The following is a 17600-nucleotide window of genomic DNA, read 5'->3' as shown; positions in this document are numbered from 1 at the left end:
ATGAAGTACTGGCTTGTAAAATCGGAACCGGGCACCTGGTCCTGGCAGGATCAACTCGACGCAGGAGAGAAAGGCACCTTCTGGGATGGTGTCCGGAATTATCAGGCATCGAACAATATGAAGGAGATGAAGATCGGTGATCTGTGCTTCTTCTATCATTCGGTTTCCGAGAAACAGATTGTCGGCATCGTCGAGGTGATCAAGAAATATTATCCCGATCACACCGATAAAAAGGGCCGTTTCGGCATGGTGGACGTCAAGGCCGTCAAATCCATGCCAAATCCGGTAACTCTGGCGGATATCAAGGCCGAACCACGCCTTGAAGAGCTGGCACTCGTGCGTCAGAGCCGTCTCTCCGTTGTACCGGTGGATGAGCCATCCTGGAAGCTGATCAGCAAGATGGGCGGGCTATAACCCCAAAGCTCATGGCGGCTTTCTTTCCCGTGCTTGACGGCCTTAGAACCAAACCCTAATATTTTCAGGCTGAATTCATGGGTTGGGGGACTGGCATGGATAATCAGATCAACGAAGTAACGATTGTTGGCGGGGGGACAGCTGGCTGGCTGACGGCGGCTTTTCTCGTCCGCTTTATGAACCTGCGCAACAAGCAAAACCCTGTAATAATCACACTTATCGAATCACCAAATGTTCCTACGATTGGCGTCGGGGAAGCAACGGTGCCAACCATGCCGGGCCTGTTGAGAAGCCTTGGTATTTCGGAGAAGGAATTCTTCATCAGGTGTAATGCCTCCTTCAAGCTAGGTGTGCGATTCTCCAATTGGAATCATGACCGGCAAGGGCGCGGTACCTCCTTTATCCATCCCTTCGACGGTATTTCCACACAGTTGGGGGGACAAAACCCCGCTTATCATTTTCATAAATTTGGCGGTCCGCCGGGTCGCGATAATATTGACGATTGCTTGGCTGTCAGTGGTGCCGCAATTGCCGCAAAAGTAGGGCCGAAACTGCTGACGCATGGCGACTACGAAAGTCAGCTAAATTATGCTTATCATTTGGACGCTGGAAAATTCGCTGAATTCCTCAGGGAAATTTCGATCGGACGGGGCGTCAATCACGTGCTCGACGATGTGGAAGAAATCGAGCAGGATGAACGTGGCTATATTTCCGCCCTCAAGCTGCAGCGACAAGGCCGCCATCCGGTCGAGCTGGTTATTGATTGCACCGGATTTAAGGGCGTTATCATCAATCAGGTGCTGGGGGTTCCCTTCCGGGATTACAGCAAATATCTACTAAACAATCGTGCCATGGCCGTCCAGATTCCCCATCGCGATGTAAGTAAGATTGAACCTTGCACAAACTCGACAGCGCTTGGCGCCGGATGGGTCTGGCGTGTTCCCCTCTATAACCGCATCGGAACGGGATATGTCTTCTCCAGCAATTTCCGTAGCGATGATGAAGCACGAGATGAATTTCTCGCCCATCTCGGTGACGATGGGAAAAAAGCCGAGCCCCGGGTTATCCCGGTTCGCATCGGCCGCATGGAACGGGCGTGGGAGAAAAACTGTATCGCGATCGGACTTTCTGCCGGCTTTATCGAACCTTTGGAATCAACTGCAATCTATATGATTGAGAATTTTGTGAAGCTGCTGCTCATTAATTTCCCAGATAAGAGCTTTCCCCCGATCCTGTCGCAACGTTTCAATGAGAAAACCGAGAAAATGATGCAATCCATCCGGGATTTCATTATCTTGCATTACTGCACAAATAATCGTGAGGACAGCGAATACTGGCGAGTGGCGCGCGAGGAAATGGAGCTTCCTGAAAGCGTTGAGAATCTTTTGGAGGAATATCGTCACACACTTCCGGTAAATACCGATTTTGATGGCGTCTATCTTTTCAATTACTTCAGCTATAACACCATTCTTTTCTCAAAAGGATACCTGGGTGGAATTCGCTATCCTGCGGAAAGATTCATTGTCCGTGAAGACTGGGATCAACGGATTGCTGATTTTCTAAAGTATGAGCAAAAGAAGCTCGCCGGATTGCCAAATCATTATCAGCTGCTTCGGAAAATCCGGGGCGAAGATGACGCTCAGGTGCCGCAAAGCGGCATTTCCTTTGGCGGCTTTGGCGGACCTGCATTTGGTGCTCCACCCGGTGGAATTCAGATGCCGCAGGCGACTGTTCAGCTTGGTGGAGGCCCAATGAAACCAAGTATCAGATTTGCCGCGAAGAAGTCCGAAGAACCAGCCAAAAAAGCCGAACAAGACGATCTTTCCGGCTCGCATATCCTTTAGACGACCACAATAAAAGCGTTTGGCGATCACAGCCTGATCGCGTAAGGTCGCATTCCATTCTTTGATATCCGCCGGAAGTCATCATGCCCCCAACTGATCCAACGGCAGCGCAAGCCTCTAACATTCGCGCCTATATGCTTCTGACCCTGACAACGACCTGTTGGGCGATGAATGCCGTGCTGGGTCGGCTCGCTGTTGGGGAGGTGTCACCGATGGCTCTTGTCTGCCTTCGCTGGCTGCTGGTGGTGGTGATCCTGTCGATGATATCCTATCGCCATCTTCGTCGCGACTGGCCTGTTCTGAAGCATTGTATCTTTTATTTTATGGTCATGGGCGCATTTGGCTTCACCGGGTTTAACATGCTGTTTTATCTGGCGGCGCATTCGACAACCGCCGTAAATATCGGCATTCTGCAGGGATCAATGCCGGTTTTTGTATTGATCGGGGCGTTTTTGGTTTTCCGGAACAAAGTAACCCTCCTTCAATCCGTTGGCGTTTCCCTGACAATTATCGGGGTTACAATCGTCGCGTCCGGGGGGTCCTTTGCGCGCCTCGCCAGCCTGGAGATTAATCTCGGCGATGCATTGATGCTCCTCGCCTGCGTCCTTTATTCCGGATATACCGTAGCACTACGCACTCGGCCGGAAGTATCTGCGCTCTCTTTCATTTCAATGATGGCATTTGCGGCATTTCTGACATCCATCCCCTTCGTCTTCATCGAAACCGGCCTCGGTTATTTTCAGGCCCCCACGATCAACGGCTGGATAATTATTGCCATTGTGGCATTGTTCCCCTCCTCGATCGCCCAGATATCCTTTATCGTCGGCGTCGGCATATTGGGACCCGGCCGGGCCAGCGTCTTTGTCAATCTGGTTCCAATCTTTGCGTCGATCTTCGCCGTCACCGTCTTGGATGAACCGTTTGAGATGTTCCAGGGGGCCGCGCTCGCGCTCGTCCTGTTCGGAATTTGGCTATCTGAAAAGGGAAAGCCCTCCTGAAGGGCTCAACGCTCAAAAATCGCTGACAATTCCTTTACGTTCCCAATCGCCATAGCGGGTTGGCTCCAATCCTTTGGGGCCGCCAATCTCGCCTTTTGCCTGCTTCTGCTTAATGGCAGCCGATTTGTTTTCCTGAGATTCGGGTTTATTCTCCGTCTTTTTTTCCGTCATCTGTTTCCGTTTGTCCTATCCAATGGGTGCTCTCATTAAATTGGGTGCAAGTATTTCCGAAGCCTCTATAGACCGCAAGGCGAAATTCAGATAGAAGCCGCGCATGAACGCTCCGTCAATCAATTCCCGTAGTGCCGCTGTCCGTCTTCTTGGCTGTGTCCTACAAAAACACCAGCCACTTGAAGAGGCTCTTGATCCTGTATTGCAGGGACTCAGCCCGCGGGACAGGGCGCTGGCACGCGCGATTGCCTCAACCAGTATACGTCATCTCGGAATCATTGATCAGCTAATCAATAAAATGCTGGATCGCCCGCTGCCGGAGAAAGCGCACGACATACGTCATATCCTCCGGATCGGCATTGCCCAGATTCTGTTCATGGAAATTCCCTCGCACGCCGCCGTGCATGACACAGTCTCACTGGTGCCCGAGCGCAGCAAACACAAAGGGCTTGTCAATGCCCTTCTCCGACGCTCAGATCGTCAGGGTCGGAAACTTCTGGCGCAAATGGATATGCCGCGCGCCAATACGCCTGAGTGGCTCTGGAAGACCTGGGTAGGACATTATGGTGAGGAGATCACCCGCGAGATCGCGACAGCACATCTGACCGAGGCAGAGCTCGATCTTTCCGTAAAAGGCAATCCGGAAAAGTGGGCGGCGGAACTTGAGGCAACCCTGTTGCCGACCGGCACACTCCGACGCTCAACGATGTCGTCGCTGAAAGAGCTTCAGGGCTTCGATACGGGAGAATGGTGGGTGCAGGATGCCGCTGCTGCCCTGCCTGCCAGACTGCTCGGGGATGTTACGGGAAAGCCAGTGCTTGACCTTTGCGCCGCGCCTGGCGGCAAGACGGCACAGCTCGCGGCGGCCGGGGCGGATGTCATTGCCCTCGACCGCTCGAAGAACCGGCTCAAACGACTTCAGGAGAATATGGCTCGGCTAAACCTGCCCGTGACAACCATCGTCGGTGATGCAGCCACTTTCATGCCAGAAAAGGCTCCGGATGCCATTCTGCTCGACGCCCCTTGTTCAAGCACCGGAACGCTGCGCCGTCATCCGGATGTCGCTTATCTGAAATCTCAGGCCGATGTCGACAAACTCACGGACTTGCAAAGCCGCCTTCTGGATGCAGCGTCGCTAATGCTCGAACCAGGCGGCCTGCTTGTCTATAGCGTTTGCTCTCTTCAGCCTGAAGAAGGAGAAGCCCAGATCGCTACCCTGATTGAGCGCGATCCAAGCCTGGAACGTGAACCGATCCAACCGGCGGAGACCGGAGGGGTCTCGGAGCTCATAAATCCACAAGGGGATCTACGATCCCTGCCCTGTCATATGGGCGGCATGGACGGCTTTTACGCCGCCCGCCTTCGTAAAATATATACCGGCATAGCTTGAGCCCCCCAATTTGTCATGGTAAAGAAATGCTGAATCTGCCGTTTGAACAGATAAGGCGCCCGTATTAAGGAATTTCCATGCGTAAACCGGTCAGAATAGCCCCGTCCATCCTCGCCGCTGATTTCGCAAAGCTCGGTGAGGAAATTTCCGCCATCACCAACGCCGGGGCGGATTTCATCCATGTCGATGTCATGGACGGTCACTTTGTCCCCAATATCAGTTTCGGACCGGCCGTAACCAAATCCGTGCGCGGCTATACCGATCTGCCGTTTGACTGTCATCTGATGATTTCTCCGGTCGATCCCTATATCGAAGAATTTGTCGATGCGGGCGCCAATATCATTACCGTGCATCAGGAAGCGGGCGTGCATCTGCACCGCAGCCTGCAACTGATCAAATCTCACGGGGTCAAGGCAGGTGTCTCGCTCAATCCGTCCACCCCCGCCTCCACACTGGAGCATATCATGGATGACGTGGATCTCATTCTGGTGATGAGTGTCAACCCCGGCTTTGGCGGACAGAAATTCATCCCCTCGCAGCTTGAAAAAATCAAGACCATCCGCGCAATGATTGATGCATCAGGGCGCGATATCGACCTCGAAGTGGATGGCGGCATCAATGCGGAAACAGCGCCCAGGGTCATTGAGGCCGGAGCGGACCTCCTCGTTGCGGGCAGTGCCGTGTTCAAGGGCGGCGCCGAACAGTATGCCGCCAATATCAAGTCGGTATTGGGACGCACATGATCAAAACCGCGATAACGCCTGCGAAAGGAGGCCTTCCATCGCGGCGACTGATTTCCGATGTAATATATGCAAGCGGGGCCTATCAGGCCCTGTTGAAAAGCCGCGTTCCCAAGCGCCTTGTCCATGCGCCCGTGGATATTTTTCCCGGAGACGGCGAGCGCGCCGACAGTATTTTTCAGGGACATTTCAAGTTTGGGGGCTTCAGCCTTGAGCAGGATGATCAGGAACCCTGGCATGTCGAGGGAATGCCCCTCGCGTGGCATAAAGAGTTACATGAATTTGCCTGGCTACGGGATTTTGTTGCAAATGGCAGTGAGGCGGCCAAACGCCACGCGCGCGCCCTGATCACTTCCTGGATCACGGAGTTTGGCACTTTTCGCCCCTATGTCTGGGATGAGGATGTTCTCTCAAAGCGTCTTATTGCCTGGTTTTGCCACAGCCCGTTTCTTCTGGCGGCAGAAGAAAGCGACTTCAATTATAAATTCCTGCGCTCTTTGCGCCGTCAGTATATTCACCTCAGCCGTCTCGCGAGAAGTAAAACGAAAGACCCGGACCGAATATCAACGTGGCAGGCGTTGCTTTACGGCGCGCTTGCCTTTCCTGATATGAGCAAGCAATGCGCAAAGATTCTGGCATCCCTTGAAACGGAGCTTGGGCGCGTTGTACTGGCGGACGGCTGCCACATTTCCCGCAACCCCGAACGGCATTTGGGTCTCCTCGGGGATCTGATCGGTATTCGCAACACCCTGATGTCGGCCAATGAAATGGTGCCGGTTGCCATCAACAATACAATTGACCGCCTGGCGCCGGCCATCCGCTTTTTCCAGCATGGTGATGGCAGTCTCGCTCTCTTCAACGGCGGCCTGCGGCTGCCGGATGGTCTTTGCGATAATATATTGACCCTCTCGGATGCCACCGGTCGGCCGCCCCAGCGCTTTCCGCAAGGCGGGTTCGAGCGGTTGAAGGCGGGGCGGGCCCTGCTCATCCTTGAAAGCGGAGAAGGCGGACGGGATGCGCAAATCCAGCGCGATGCGGGGCTTTTAAGCTTCGAGTTCAGCTACGGACGAGAGAGGCTGATTGTAAATTGCGGCGCCGTCCGTGACCCTGACTCGGCCTGGGGCAAGGCACTTGCCGCAACCGCCGCCTATTCAACACTTGGATTCGATAACATCAACGCTGTATTTCCGCCGCGGGGATCTTCGAGTGAACCCCCGGAACATGTCACCCGCAATGAGGATGAAGGCAATATCTGGCTGGATCTGGAAAGCACCGGCTATCGCGACTCCGTCGGTGTCCTGCATCGACGTCGGCTTTACCTGGATGCAAGCGGACAGGCACTGCGTGGCGAAGACCAGATCATCCCGGAAAGAATGCCGCCATCCGGCCGCTCCCATTTCAGCCTGCGCTTCCATCTGCACCCGGATTTAAGTATTTCCAGAAGCGCCAGCGGCAAGAATATCCTGATCCGCACCCCGAGCGGGACAGGCTGGAAATTCCTGACTGCCGCCCCGCGCCTTGCATTGGAAGAAAGCGTATATTGCAGCATGCCGGGAGAGCGCCGCCATAACCAGCAAATTGTCATCAGCGGACAGCTGATCGATCAGGAACCGATCCTGATTAAATGGGCCCTTACCCGGCTTTCAGAATGAGGTTATCAGAGCTGCCAGCGCTTGATCGAGGGTGAAAACTCGGTTTCACGCCAAATACCCTTCACATCGGCAAGCAATCCCTTACCGCCCAGCATTTCCTCAATCGCCGAAGTCGAAAGATCGCGATAGACCGAATGGGCAACCGCAGCCACAATCGCATCATAGCCATGCAGATCGGACAGGCTTTCAATAATATCAATATCGAGGAACTGCTGCGCCTCATCCTTGTCTGCAAGCGGGTCATGCACATCAACATCATGGCCATGCTCCCGCAGGACACGGATGATATCAACAACCTTGGTATTGCGAATGTCGGGAACGTTCTCCTTGAACGTCACGCCAAGAACGAGAATCTTGCTTTTGCCGTCGAGATTGTCATGCACACTGTCGGCAATGAACTTACCCATATTCTCGTTGATCCGACGGCCGGTCAGGATAAGGTCGGCGAAATGGCCGACCTCATTGGCCCGGTGGGCGAGGTAAAAAGGATCGACACCGATGCAATGCCCGCCCACAAGACCGGGGGTGAAATTCAGGAAGTTCCATTTCGTGCCCGCTGTTTCCAGCACATCATAGGCAGAAATGCCTAGTTTCTGGAAAATCATCGTGGCTTCGTTCACAAAGGCGATATTGATGTCACGCTGCGCATTCTCGATCACTTTCGCCGCCTCGGCGGTCTTGATGTTACGCGCACGATAGGTTCCGCCCGTTGTTGCGGACCCATATACATCCGCCAGAATATCCGTCACTTCGTCCGTCTGCGCCGAGACAACCTTGATGATTTTATCGACTGTATGGACCTTGTCACCGGGGTTAATCCGCTCCGGCGAATAGCCAAGATAAAAATCTTCTCCTGATGTCATGCCGGAGGTTTCTTCCAGAAGCGGCCCGCATACGTCTTCGGTGACGCCCGGATAGACCGTGCTTTCCACGACGACAATGGCGCCTTGTTTCAGCACAGGGCCTACCGCCGAGCAGGCACCTTTGAGTGGTGTAAGGTCGGGTTTATCATTCTCATCGACAGGCGTCGGAACCGTCACAATATGGATATCCGCATCGCGCGTGTCATTGATGTCGGTGCTAAAGCGCATACTGCTGGCACGAAGGTTCGGCGTATCAATTTCCATCGTCCGGTCAAAACCCTGACGAAGCTCTCTTACCCGCTCCTTGTTGACATCAAAGCCAATGACATCAAAGCTTCGGGCCAGCGCGACCGCAAGGGGAAGCCCGACATAGCCAAGACCGACAATAGAAATTTTGGTTTTGCTGCTGACCTTGTCGTGACCTTTGAGGGCCGACGGTTTTGTTTTCGCCATGGGATACTCTGTTCCGTAATATATATGTGTGACGTTGGTAACGCCGAGATAATAGTTTGTCCAAGTTTTTTTTTCGTTAAAAGGTTCCGCAAATCCGTCTTGCGTGCTATAGGGCGCATACTCCCGCAACACCTGATTCAGAGGATGTATTCCATCGATGTCCCGCACCGATTTGCAACCTGTTTCCCGCGCCCTAATTTCCGTTTCCGATAAATCCGGCCTTGTCGAACTTGGCAAGGCTCTCTCCGCTCTAAGCATTGAAATTCTCTCTACCGGCGGTAGCGCCAAAATGCTGATGGACGCGGGTCTGAAGGTCACCGAAGTGGCCGACCATACGGGCTTTCCGGAAATGATGGACGGACGGGTCAAAACCCTGCATCCGACAATTCACGGCGGAATTCTCGCCCTTCGCGACAATCCGGATCATGTGAAGGCAATGAAAGATCATCAGATCGGTGGCATCGACCTGGTTGTCGTCAATCTTTACCCCTTCGAAGAGACCGTCACCAAGGGAGCCGATTTTCATACCTGCATCGAGAATATCGATATCGGCGGACCGGCAATGATCCGCTCGGCCGCCAAAAACTACGGTTTCGTTAATGTTATCGTTGATGCCAGCGATTATCAGATGGTGATCGACGAGCTGACCGAGACTGGCGGCAAGACGAGCATTGAAACACGCAAGAAACTCGCCGCCAAGGCCTATGCCCGAACCGGCGCCTATGATGCGGCAATCTCAAACTGGTATGCGGCGCAGCTGGGGGATGTCTATCCGGACCGTCTCGTTCTTGCGGGAGCACGACAGCAAACACTTCGATATGGCGAAAATCCGCACCAGTCCGCGGCCTTTTACGCCAATGATGAAAAGCGTATCGGTGTCGCCACGGCCACGCAGGTCCAGGGGAAGGAACTTTCCTATAATAATTTCAATGATACCGACGCCGCGTTCGAGCTGGTCGCGGAGTTCGACCCGAAGGTGAGCGGCCCGGCCTGTGCCATTATCAAGCACGCCAATCCGTGCGGTGTCGCCATGGCGCCAACCCTTGCGGAAGCCTATAAGACCGCCTTTGCCTGCGATACCACGTCTGCCTTCGGCGGGATCATTGCCCTAAACCAGACACTGGATGCGGCGACCGCCGAGGAAATCGTGAAAATCTTTACCGAGGTGATTATCGCGCCGGAGGCGGATGAGGCCGCGAAGGATATCATTGCGGCGAAGAAAAACCTTCGCCTGTTGCTTACTGGCGGCCTGCCCGATCCGACCGTGCCGGGCCGTCTCGTCAAATCGCTGGCAAGCGGCTATCTCATTCAGGATCGGGACAATGCCCTGACTGCAACTCCCGAGCTGAAAGTCGTCACCAAGCGCGCACCGAGCGAGCAGGAGATGAAGGACCTCAAATTCGCCTTTACCGTTGCCAAGCATGTGAAATCCAACGCAATTGTCTATGTCCGGAATGGCGCCACGGTCGGCGTTGGTGCAGGGCAGATGAGCCGGGTTGACTCATCCAAAATCGCCGCCAGCAAATCGCTGGAAGCCGCACAGAATGCGGGTGAGACGACGGCCTGGGCGAAAGGCTCGGTTGTCGCCTCCGATGCCTTCTTTCCCTTCGCCGATGGTCTCCTTGCGGCCGCAGACGCAGGCGCCACCGCCATCATTCAACCCGGAGGCTCCATGCGGGACGATGAAGTAATCGCCGCCGCCGATGAGGCGGGGCTTGCCATGGTCTTCACCGGCATGCGACATTTCCGTCACTGATAAAAACAGGGGAAGGGCAAATGATAATCACGACAACCGGGTCCGTCGAGGGCAGAACGATTTCCGCATATATGGGCGTTGTCGGCGGAGAGGCCGTTATGGGCTCCAACTTCATCCGCGACTTTTTCGCCCGCGTCACGGACACGCTTGGCGGACGGTCCGATGCTTACCAGAAGGAAATCCGCAATGCCCGTGCTCATGCGCTTTCAGATATGAAGGATGAGGCCGCCGATATCGGTGCGGACGCCATCGTCGGGATCAGCGTTGATGTAGAGGTTATCGGCGACAGCATGTTGATGGTGACCGTCTCGGGGACCGCCGTAAAGCTGACCTGACAATCATTTGTGTGCGGGCTCGCGTACGAAACTCATCAGTGCCGCACCAATCATCAGCAAGATGAATATCACAATCATGGCCGGGCGTTGCTGTCCGGTCGCCGATGTGACAATACCGATCATGAGCGGAGCGACAAATGCCGTTGCTTTTCCGGACAGCGCAAAAAGCCCGAAAAATTCCCCGGCTTTTTCCGGCGGCGCCATCCGTGCGATCAGCGTCCGGCTGGCGGCCTGCGCCGGGCCGAAAAACAGCCCCATGATGAAGGCGAAAACCATAAAGACCATTTCCGCCGGACTTGCGAACAAGGCACCCTCCTCCACCGGCATGGCAGCGGGCAATCCGAACAGCACCTGACCATCGCTGATGGAGAGAACCCCGACGGAAGCAAAGGCGAGCCCTAGTACAGAAATAACAATTGTCGGTTTGGAGCCGAGCCTGTCATCCAGATAGCCGCCAATAAAACAGCCGGCAATCGCGAAGAAATTGATCAGGATTCCGAAGATGCCAAGCTCCGTCGTCCCCCAGTTGAACAGCCCGGCAGCATAGATTCCCGAAAAGCCAATAAGGGCCAGAATACCATCATTATAGAACATCCGGGCAATGAGAAAGAAGACGATATTGCGATGAGCCTTTAGCGAGCGGAGTGTCGTCATCAGGGATTTAAGTCCCTGACGCACCGCCGCCGATTTCGGCAGATCATTTGCGGGCCTGTCCGGCGTAAAGAGCAGCATCGGAATGATAAAGACAAGCAACCAGATGGCTGACATGGGTCCGGTAACCCGGTCCGGCTCATGGGTAACCTTACTCAGCCCGAACAGCGGGACCTCCGGCAGGGAAAAGCCAAAAAGTACGATAAAAAGTGCGATCAGTCCGCCAATGTAACCAAGCCCCCAGCCGAACCCGCTCAATCGACCCATACTTCCGGCGGGAACAAGGCTTGGCAACATGGCATTATTGAAGACAATGCTGAACTCGACCCCGATGGTACCGACCACGATCCCCGCAAGTATCCAGAATATGCCGCTCTCCAATCCGGGAACCGCCCACCAGAGCGAGAAGGCACCGATAGCACAGAGAACACTAAAAAACAGTATCCAAGGCTTGCGCGCACCGCCAGCATCCGCGATCGATCCGAACACCGGGCTTAGAATGGCAATCAAGGCACCCGCTATTGCCTGGGTATAACCCCAATAGGCCTGCCCCTCCGCCGGGGTTGCCGCCACGAAGGACGTAAAATAAGGGGCAAAAATGAAAGTCGTGACAACGGTGAAGAAGGGCTGGTTCGCCCAGTCGAACAGGGCCCAGGAAAATTTTCCAAGCCGCCCTGCTTCGCGCGGCATCCCCTCACTGATTGCGGTCATGTCATTCCCACCTTTTCCGCTCCCCTGAAGGATTTACGCTACGACAATGATAGGATTTAGACAATCACGTTTGATGTCTATTTTCAAACCAACCCATGAATTTGGGCAAAAGGGTCCCTACCAGCTTCTTCATGCCATTCATATTCCGACCAGGTGGCAACTTTTCTTGCCTGATCCTTTCCGTGAAGCCGCGCAATGACTGCCAATGACATGTCCACCCCCGCAGAAACACCTGAAGAAGTATAGAAGGTACCATCTTCTACCCACCGCGCCTGTTTCTGCCAGTCTACAGCGGTTGATTGCGAACTTACCCAGTCGAACGCCATCTTATTGGTTGTAGCGCGGCGGCCATCCAAAACACCGGACTTGGCAAGAAGGGCGCTTCCCGTGCACACACTCATAGTGAGTTCCGCGCGACCTGCCGCCGTCACAATCCAGTCGATCAACCGAATATTATTTATTTCCTGCCGTGCTCCCATCCCTCCGGGAATAAGGATGAGATCATAATCGATCGCATCTTCAAAATCCGCCTCCGCAAAAACCTGAGGTCCCGCATTACTTTCAACCGCAGACTTGCTTTGCGCAACTATCTGCATTCGAAAGTCATTCTTCATCATCCCGAACATTTGCAAGGGTCCAAAAAGATCCAAAAGCTCGAATCCGGGAAAAACTAATGCGGCAATTTTTCGCAAGTCGCAGGAATCCTAGCTATCAGGTAATCATCGAGCGGAATTGCCGGTTTGCAAAGGCGAGCTTGGCGATATCGAGGGTACCGGTCGACTTGAATTCCTTTATCAAATCGCCCGTACGCTTGATTGTCATCCTATTATTCCCCGCCCAATGCTTGAAGGCGTCACGGCCCTTATGTCCATTGGCGCCGCCAAAGACGGACGTGGTAATTGCCCGCTGCTGACCATAAAGATCATCAACAATAGCGGTGATGGCAAGGCGATCCCAGTTGTTGTCCGGCTCGATCGTTTCCGCTGCGCCCCGCAACCAGTCGATATTGAGATCGGCGCCAACGGCGAAGTAAACCTCGCCGACTTCGGTGATGGGCCGCCCGACTGCCTTTCCGGCCTGAACCACATCCAGTGAAGATCTGAGCGGACCCAGCGCCGCCACCCGGCGGGCCAGCGGCTCCGGAACACCCTCGGAGACAAGCTGCTCGGCTCGGCCGACAAACCGCGTGCGGCCTTCTTCACTCAACAGGTCCTCAAGGCCCTTTTCAAGTTTGCGCATATCAGCAGAGAGCCGCTTGACCTCGGCAGCAATATCATCGGCGCGGGAAAGATGGCGCAGACACCAGAGCGTTGCCCGGCGCGCCAGCTTCTGCGTCACGTCGATCATACGCCCTTGGACATCCGTGCTGACTTTATTGTCGAGAGCTTCGATTCCCGACCACAGCTTTTCCAGATCAAAGACCGCACAGACAAGGGCGAAGGCGCGCGTCACATCCTGCACCTGACATCCCTGTTCTTCCATCATCTGGGCGACGAAGGTGGGGCCCGCGCGGTTGACAACCTGATTAACAATAATCGTCGTGACAATCTCGCGGCGCAGCCGATGGTCCGACACGTAAGGCGCATATTTTTCACGGAGCTGCGGCGGGAAATACTGGCTCAACCAGAGATCATAGTAGGGATCGTCCGGCAGGCTGGTCTCCAGAATATCGGCATAAAGAGTCAATTTCGAATAGGCGAGGAGCACAGACATCTCCGGACGGGTCAGTCCTGTGTTCGCTGACTGACGCCGCGCAATTTCCTCATCATCCGGCAGGTTCTCCACGGCCCGGTCAAGACGCCCTGCCTTCTCCAGGTTGCGCATGAACAGGACATTTTCATTGAAATTATCCACGCTTTGACGTTCCGCGGTCGTCAACGCCTGTGTTTGCAGATAGTTGTCTATCAATACATGCTCTGCCACATCTTCCGTCATATCGACGAGCAGACGGTCACGCTGCTTTTCCGTCATCTCCCCGTCATCAAGCACGGCGCGCAGAAGGATTTTGATATTGACCTCATGGTCCGAGCAATCCACACCGGCAGAGTTATCAATGGCATCCGTATTGAGGCGACCGCCGGTCAGAGCATATTCAATACGGCCGAGCTGGGTCACACCGAGGTTGCCGCCCTCGCCAATAACTTTTGCGCTTACATCACAGCCATTGACGCGTATCCCGTCATTGGCGCGATCCCCGACTTCCCCGTTACTTTGATGGACCGCCTTGATATAGGTGCCAATGCCGCCAAACCATAAGAGATCCACCTGCATTTTCAGGATCGCAGTGATCATTTCATTCGGGGTGAGCTGATCGGTCTTGATGCCGAGGAGGGTTTTAATCTCCGGCGTCAGGGTAATTGACTTCGCCTTGCGATCAAATATTCCGCCTCCGGCCGAAATAAGCTTTGCATTATAATCCTCCCACGATGAACGCGGCAGCTTGAACATCCGCTCCCGCTCCTTGAAGCTTTTTGCGGCATCCGGTGATGGATCAATAAAGATATTGCGATGATCGAACGCCGCGACCAGCCTGATCTTTTCGGAGAGCAACATGCCGTTTCCGAACACATCACCGGACATATCCCCGATACCGGCCACAGTAAATTCCTCTGTTTGGGTATCATGCCCCATCTCGCGGAAGTGCCGTTTAACCGATTCCCAGGCGCCACGGGCGGTAATCGCCATTTTCTTATGGTCATAGCCAGCCGCACCGCCGGAAGCGAAAGCATCGCCAAGCCAGAAGCCATAGGAAATCGCCACTTCATTGGCAATATCGGAGAAGGTGGCCGTTCCCTTGTCCGCCGCGACAACGAGATATGGATCATCCTCGTCATGCCGGACGACATTCTCCGGCGGCACAACCATGTTGCCTACATAATTGTCCGTGATGTCGAGCAGGCCGGAGATAAAAATCTTGTAGCAATTAATGCCTTCCGCCAGAAATTCCTCCCGATTCCCGGTGCTGGCCAGATTTTTCGGATAAAATCCGCCCTTCGAGCCAACCGGCACGATAACCGTGTTTTTCACCATCTGAGCCTTCATCAGGCCGAGCACTTCCGTCCTGAAATCTTCACGGCGATCCGACCAGCGTAGTCCGCCCCGCGCAACCTTGCCGCCGCGCAAATGCACACCTTCCACTCGCGGGCTGTAAACAAAGATTTCCACGAACGGCTTCGGTAAGGGAAGTTCGTCCAGCTTCTGGCTATCCAGCTTGAAGGAATAATACGGTCTACCTTGTTCATCGACACAGCCCTGAAAGGCGTTTGTCCTCAATGTGTTAATGATGAGATTGACGAACCGGCGCAAAATCCGGTCTTCATCGAGGCTGGCCACTTCATCAAGCTGATCCCAGATGCCGTCCAGAATGCCGGCAACCTTTGCAACACGGTCCCCTTCGAACGCCGGATCAAACCTGGCATAAAACAGGTCTATCAGGCATTCGGCAATTTTCGGATTGCTGGACAATGTGTTCATCATATAGGTCTGGCTGAACGTGATTCCCGCCTGACGCAGATATTTCGCATAGGCGCGCAGCACCACGATATTCGACCATTCCAGACCGGCGCGAAGTACAAGACGGTTGAACCCGTCATTTTCCATATTGCCGGTCCAGACACGCCGGAATGTCTCTTCAAACTTTGCCTTCAGATCATGCAGGTCGAGCGCATGACCGCCGGGTTCTATCAGTTCGAAATCATGGATCCACATTTTCCCCGGAAGGTCGTCGGACGTGACCAGATAGGGGTTCTCCGACAGGACCTTCAGGCCCATATTCTCAAGCATCGGCAAACAATCCGACAGTGTGAGCGGTGTTTCCTGGCTATATACCTTGAACCGCACAATATTCTCCGGATCCTCCACCCAGCGGTAGAGGTTGAGGCCAAGCTCCTTCGCCTTGAAGACCGCCTCGATTTTATCGATGTCGTAAAGCGCCAGTTCGGCATTGAAGCGCTCTTTATATCCGGCAGGAAAGGCATTGCCGTACCGGAACCGGAGGCGCAGCCCTTTTTCCTCACCCCATTTTTCCAGCAACGCATCGTTCAGATCATCCGTCCAGCTGCGGGAGGCGTCAATCAGCCGCCGCTCCAGCTCTGCTTCGTCGACTTTCGGCTTATGCTTGCTTTTGAGAGAAATGATATAGTGAATTCGCGCAAGAACATCATCGCCAACAAGGGCATAATGGGACGACAGGGAGCCGTTGTGCACTTCAGCAAGCAGAGCTCCGAATTTCTGTCGAATATCCGTATTGAACTTTTCTCGCGGAATATAAACGATCGCGGACACGAAACGTTCGAACCGGTCCCGCCTTAGCAAAACGCCGATGCGCGGGCGTTCCTGCAAAGAAAGGATTTTCGTCGCGTTTTCGAGAAGATCCTCAACCGTAATCTGGAACAGCTCATCGCGCGGATAGCTCTCAAGAATATGAGCCAGCGCTTTTTCATCATGGCTGTTTTTCTGAAGACCCGACAACTCGAGTGTCTGGCTTACTTTCCGCCGCAAATACGGGATATCCCGGGGAATACGGTTATAGGCCGCGGAGGTGAACAGGCCGGTAAAGCGGCATTCGCCAATTACCTCTCCCTTATCATTGAATTTTTTCACCCCGACATAATCAAGGTGTACAGCCCGGTGAACCGTCGAACGGACATTGGCCTTGGTGACGATGATCAACTCACGTCGGCGCAGGAAATCCTTGACCTCCGGCGACATTTCCTTGCCGCCCGACATAATCCGGCGGGTCGGGTCGCGCAAGATGCCAAGGCCGGAGCCTTCAACCTGGCCCCAATTGTCAGATTTTCCCTTGCTGTCCGCGCTGAACTCAAATTCACGATAGCCAAGGAAGGTGAAATGATTGTCAGACATCCACTGCAACAGCGCCAGCGCCTCGTCAATTTCCGCTTTGTCCAAAGGTGGCGGATTCCTTTTCAGTTTTTCACTGATCGATTCAACATGAGAAAGAATGGGTTTCCAATCGGCGACTGAAACGCGCACATCATCCAATGTTTCGCGCAGGCTTTTCTCAATCTCCAGGAGAACTTCCGGGTCAGACTGCTCATCAATCTCGAAATGCATAACACTCTCAAGCATGCATTTCTGCTTGGGTCCGGGTTTACTCTCAAAAGTCTGAATGCGGCTCCCTTTTTCATCGCGTTCAACGTAAACAACCGGATGAATAACCTGATGAACAGTGACACCGCGACGGTTTAACGCCGCGGTAACGCTATCAACCAAAAAGGGCATATCATCATTGACGATTTCGACAACCGAATGGGTGGTTTTCCATCCATGCTCCTCCAGGTTCGGAGTGAAAACCCGAAGCTTCGGCGTCTTCGGAACCCGCGTCGCGCCAAACTTATATAGTGACAGGGCAGATCCATAGAGATATTCCGGCGAGATGCCCAGAACATCCTCTGGCGCCGGACGTTCATAAAACTGACGAATAAATTTTATCGCATCTGTCGCCGTCTTTTTATCAAGCCGGTTTTCAACTATTGCGAGAACTTTATTTATCTGCTCTAATTTTAGATCTTGTGCCTTTGCGACCATGTTCTGAATCTCACCCCTTCAGGTTTTGCAGTTACATATTCCAGCATGCAGAATGTACTCATAAATTATCTTCTA

Annotated in this window: 13 protein-coding genes; 8 read left to right on the top strand and 5 right to left on the bottom strand. The window is 53.9% G+C overall.

Translation table 11 applies throughout. The annotated features are described in order from the left end of the window. The 3 genes from AAC599_RS01820 to AAC599_RS01810 all read left to right on the top strand — a co-directional run bounded on the left by AAC599_RS01820 (window position 1) and on the right by AAC599_RS01810 (window position 3256). Window positions 1-414, top strand: coding sequence for an EVE domain-containing protein (locus AAC599_RS01820; protein ID WP_340148695.1), 414 nt, complete (start codon window positions 1-3; stop codon window positions 412-414). A gap of 95 nt (window positions 415-509) precedes the next feature. Next, window positions 510-2258: a tryptophan halogenase family protein gene (locus tag AAC599_RS01815; RefSeq protein ID WP_340148694.1), complete on the top strand. Its 1749-nt coding sequence runs from the start codon at window positions 510-512 to the stop codon at window positions 2256-2258. Window positions 2259-2341: 83 nt separating this feature from the next. Continuing rightward, window positions 2342-3256: a DMT family transporter gene (locus AAC599_RS01810; protein ID WP_340148693.1), complete on the top strand. Its 915-nt coding sequence runs from the start codon at window positions 2342-2344 to the stop codon at window positions 3254-3256. A 12-nt stretch (window positions 3257-3268) separates the two neighbouring features. Here AAC599_RS01810 and AAC599_RS01805 read toward each other — a convergent pair whose 3' ends face one another. After that, window positions 3269-3427 carry a succinate dehydrogenase assembly factor 4 gene (locus tag AAC599_RS01805; RefSeq protein WP_340148692.1) on the bottom strand — a complete coding sequence of 53 codons (159 nt, stop codon included), beginning with the start codon at window positions 3425-3427 and terminating at the stop codon, window positions 3269-3271. 103 nt (window positions 3428-3530) lie between these two features. On the opposite strand from AAC599_RS01805, the gene AAC599_RS01800 reads away from it, so the two are divergent. From AAC599_RS01800 to AAC599_RS01790, 3 genes are all read left to right on the top strand, one after another. Beyond that, window positions 3531-4817, top strand: a complete 1287-nt coding sequence (locus AAC599_RS01800; protein WP_340148691.1) for a transcription antitermination factor NusB — start codon at window positions 3531-3533, stop codon at window positions 4815-4817. 77 nt (window positions 4818-4894) lie between these two features. Then, complete coding sequence (rpe, locus tag AAC599_RS01795) at window positions 4895-5560, top strand: ribulose-phosphate 3-epimerase (protein ID WP_340148690.1); 666 nt, start codon at window positions 4895-4897, stop codon at window positions 5558-5560. After that, window positions 5557-7209, top strand: a complete 1653-nt coding sequence (locus AAC599_RS01790; protein ID WP_340148689.1) for a heparinase II/III family protein — start codon at window positions 5557-5559, stop codon at window positions 7207-7209. Before rpe ends, AAC599_RS01790 begins: the two co-directional genes overlap by 4 nt. A 5-nt stretch (window positions 7210-7214) precedes the next feature. Here AAC599_RS01790 and AAC599_RS01785 read toward each other — a convergent pair whose 3' ends face one another. Further along, window positions 7215-8525, bottom strand: coding sequence for a nucleotide sugar dehydrogenase (locus AAC599_RS01785; protein ID WP_340148688.1), 1311 nt, complete (start codon window positions 8523-8525; stop codon window positions 7215-7217). Window positions 8526-8682: 157 nt separating this feature from the next. On the opposite strand from AAC599_RS01785, the gene purH reads away from it, so the two are divergent. Together purH and AAC599_RS01775 are read left to right on the top strand one after the other, a co-directional pair. After that, a complete protein-coding gene (gene purH, locus AAC599_RS01780) occupies window positions 8683-10281 on the top strand; it encodes a bifunctional phosphoribosylaminoimidazolecarboxamide formyltransferase/IMP cyclohydrolase (protein WP_340148687.1) in 1599 nt (532 codons plus the stop codon). Window positions 10282-10301: 20 nt separating this feature from the next. Beyond that, the gene (locus AAC599_RS01775) at window positions 10302-10616 is read left to right on the top strand and encodes a heavy metal-binding domain-containing protein (RefSeq protein ID WP_340148686.1); all 315 of its coding nucleotides are present in this window, start codon (window positions 10302-10304) and stop codon (window positions 10614-10616) included. Window positions 10617-10619: 3 nt separating this feature from the next. On the opposite strand, the gene AAC599_RS01770 is transcribed toward AAC599_RS01775, so the two are convergent. The 3 genes from AAC599_RS01770 to AAC599_RS01760 form a co-directional block, all read right to left on the bottom strand. Then, window positions 10620-11978 (bottom strand): MFS transporter, encoded by a 1359-nt coding sequence (locus AAC599_RS01770; RefSeq protein WP_340148685.1) that lies wholly within the window; start codon window positions 11976-11978, stop codon window positions 10620-10622. A gap of 83 nt (window positions 11979-12061) precedes the next feature. Continuing rightward, window positions 12062-12670: a DJ-1/PfpI family protein gene (locus tag AAC599_RS01765; protein ID WP_340148684.1), complete on the bottom strand. Its 609-nt coding sequence runs from the start codon at window positions 12668-12670 to the stop codon at window positions 12062-12064. Window positions 12671-12689: 19 nt separating this feature from the next. After that, a complete protein-coding gene (locus tag AAC599_RS01760) occupies window positions 12690-17525 on the bottom strand; it encodes an NAD-glutamate dehydrogenase (RefSeq protein ID WP_340148683.1) in 4836 nt (1611 codons plus the stop codon). Between the last annotated feature and the right edge of the window lie 75 nt (window positions 17526-17600).

This window comes from uncultured Sneathiella sp., assembly GCF_963976355.1.
GTDB lineage: Bacteria > Pseudomonadota > Alphaproteobacteria > Sneathiellales > Sneathiellaceae > Sneathiella.
Note: the sequence above shows the minus strand (reverse complement) of the source record. Positions and strands in the feature narration are given on the sequence as shown.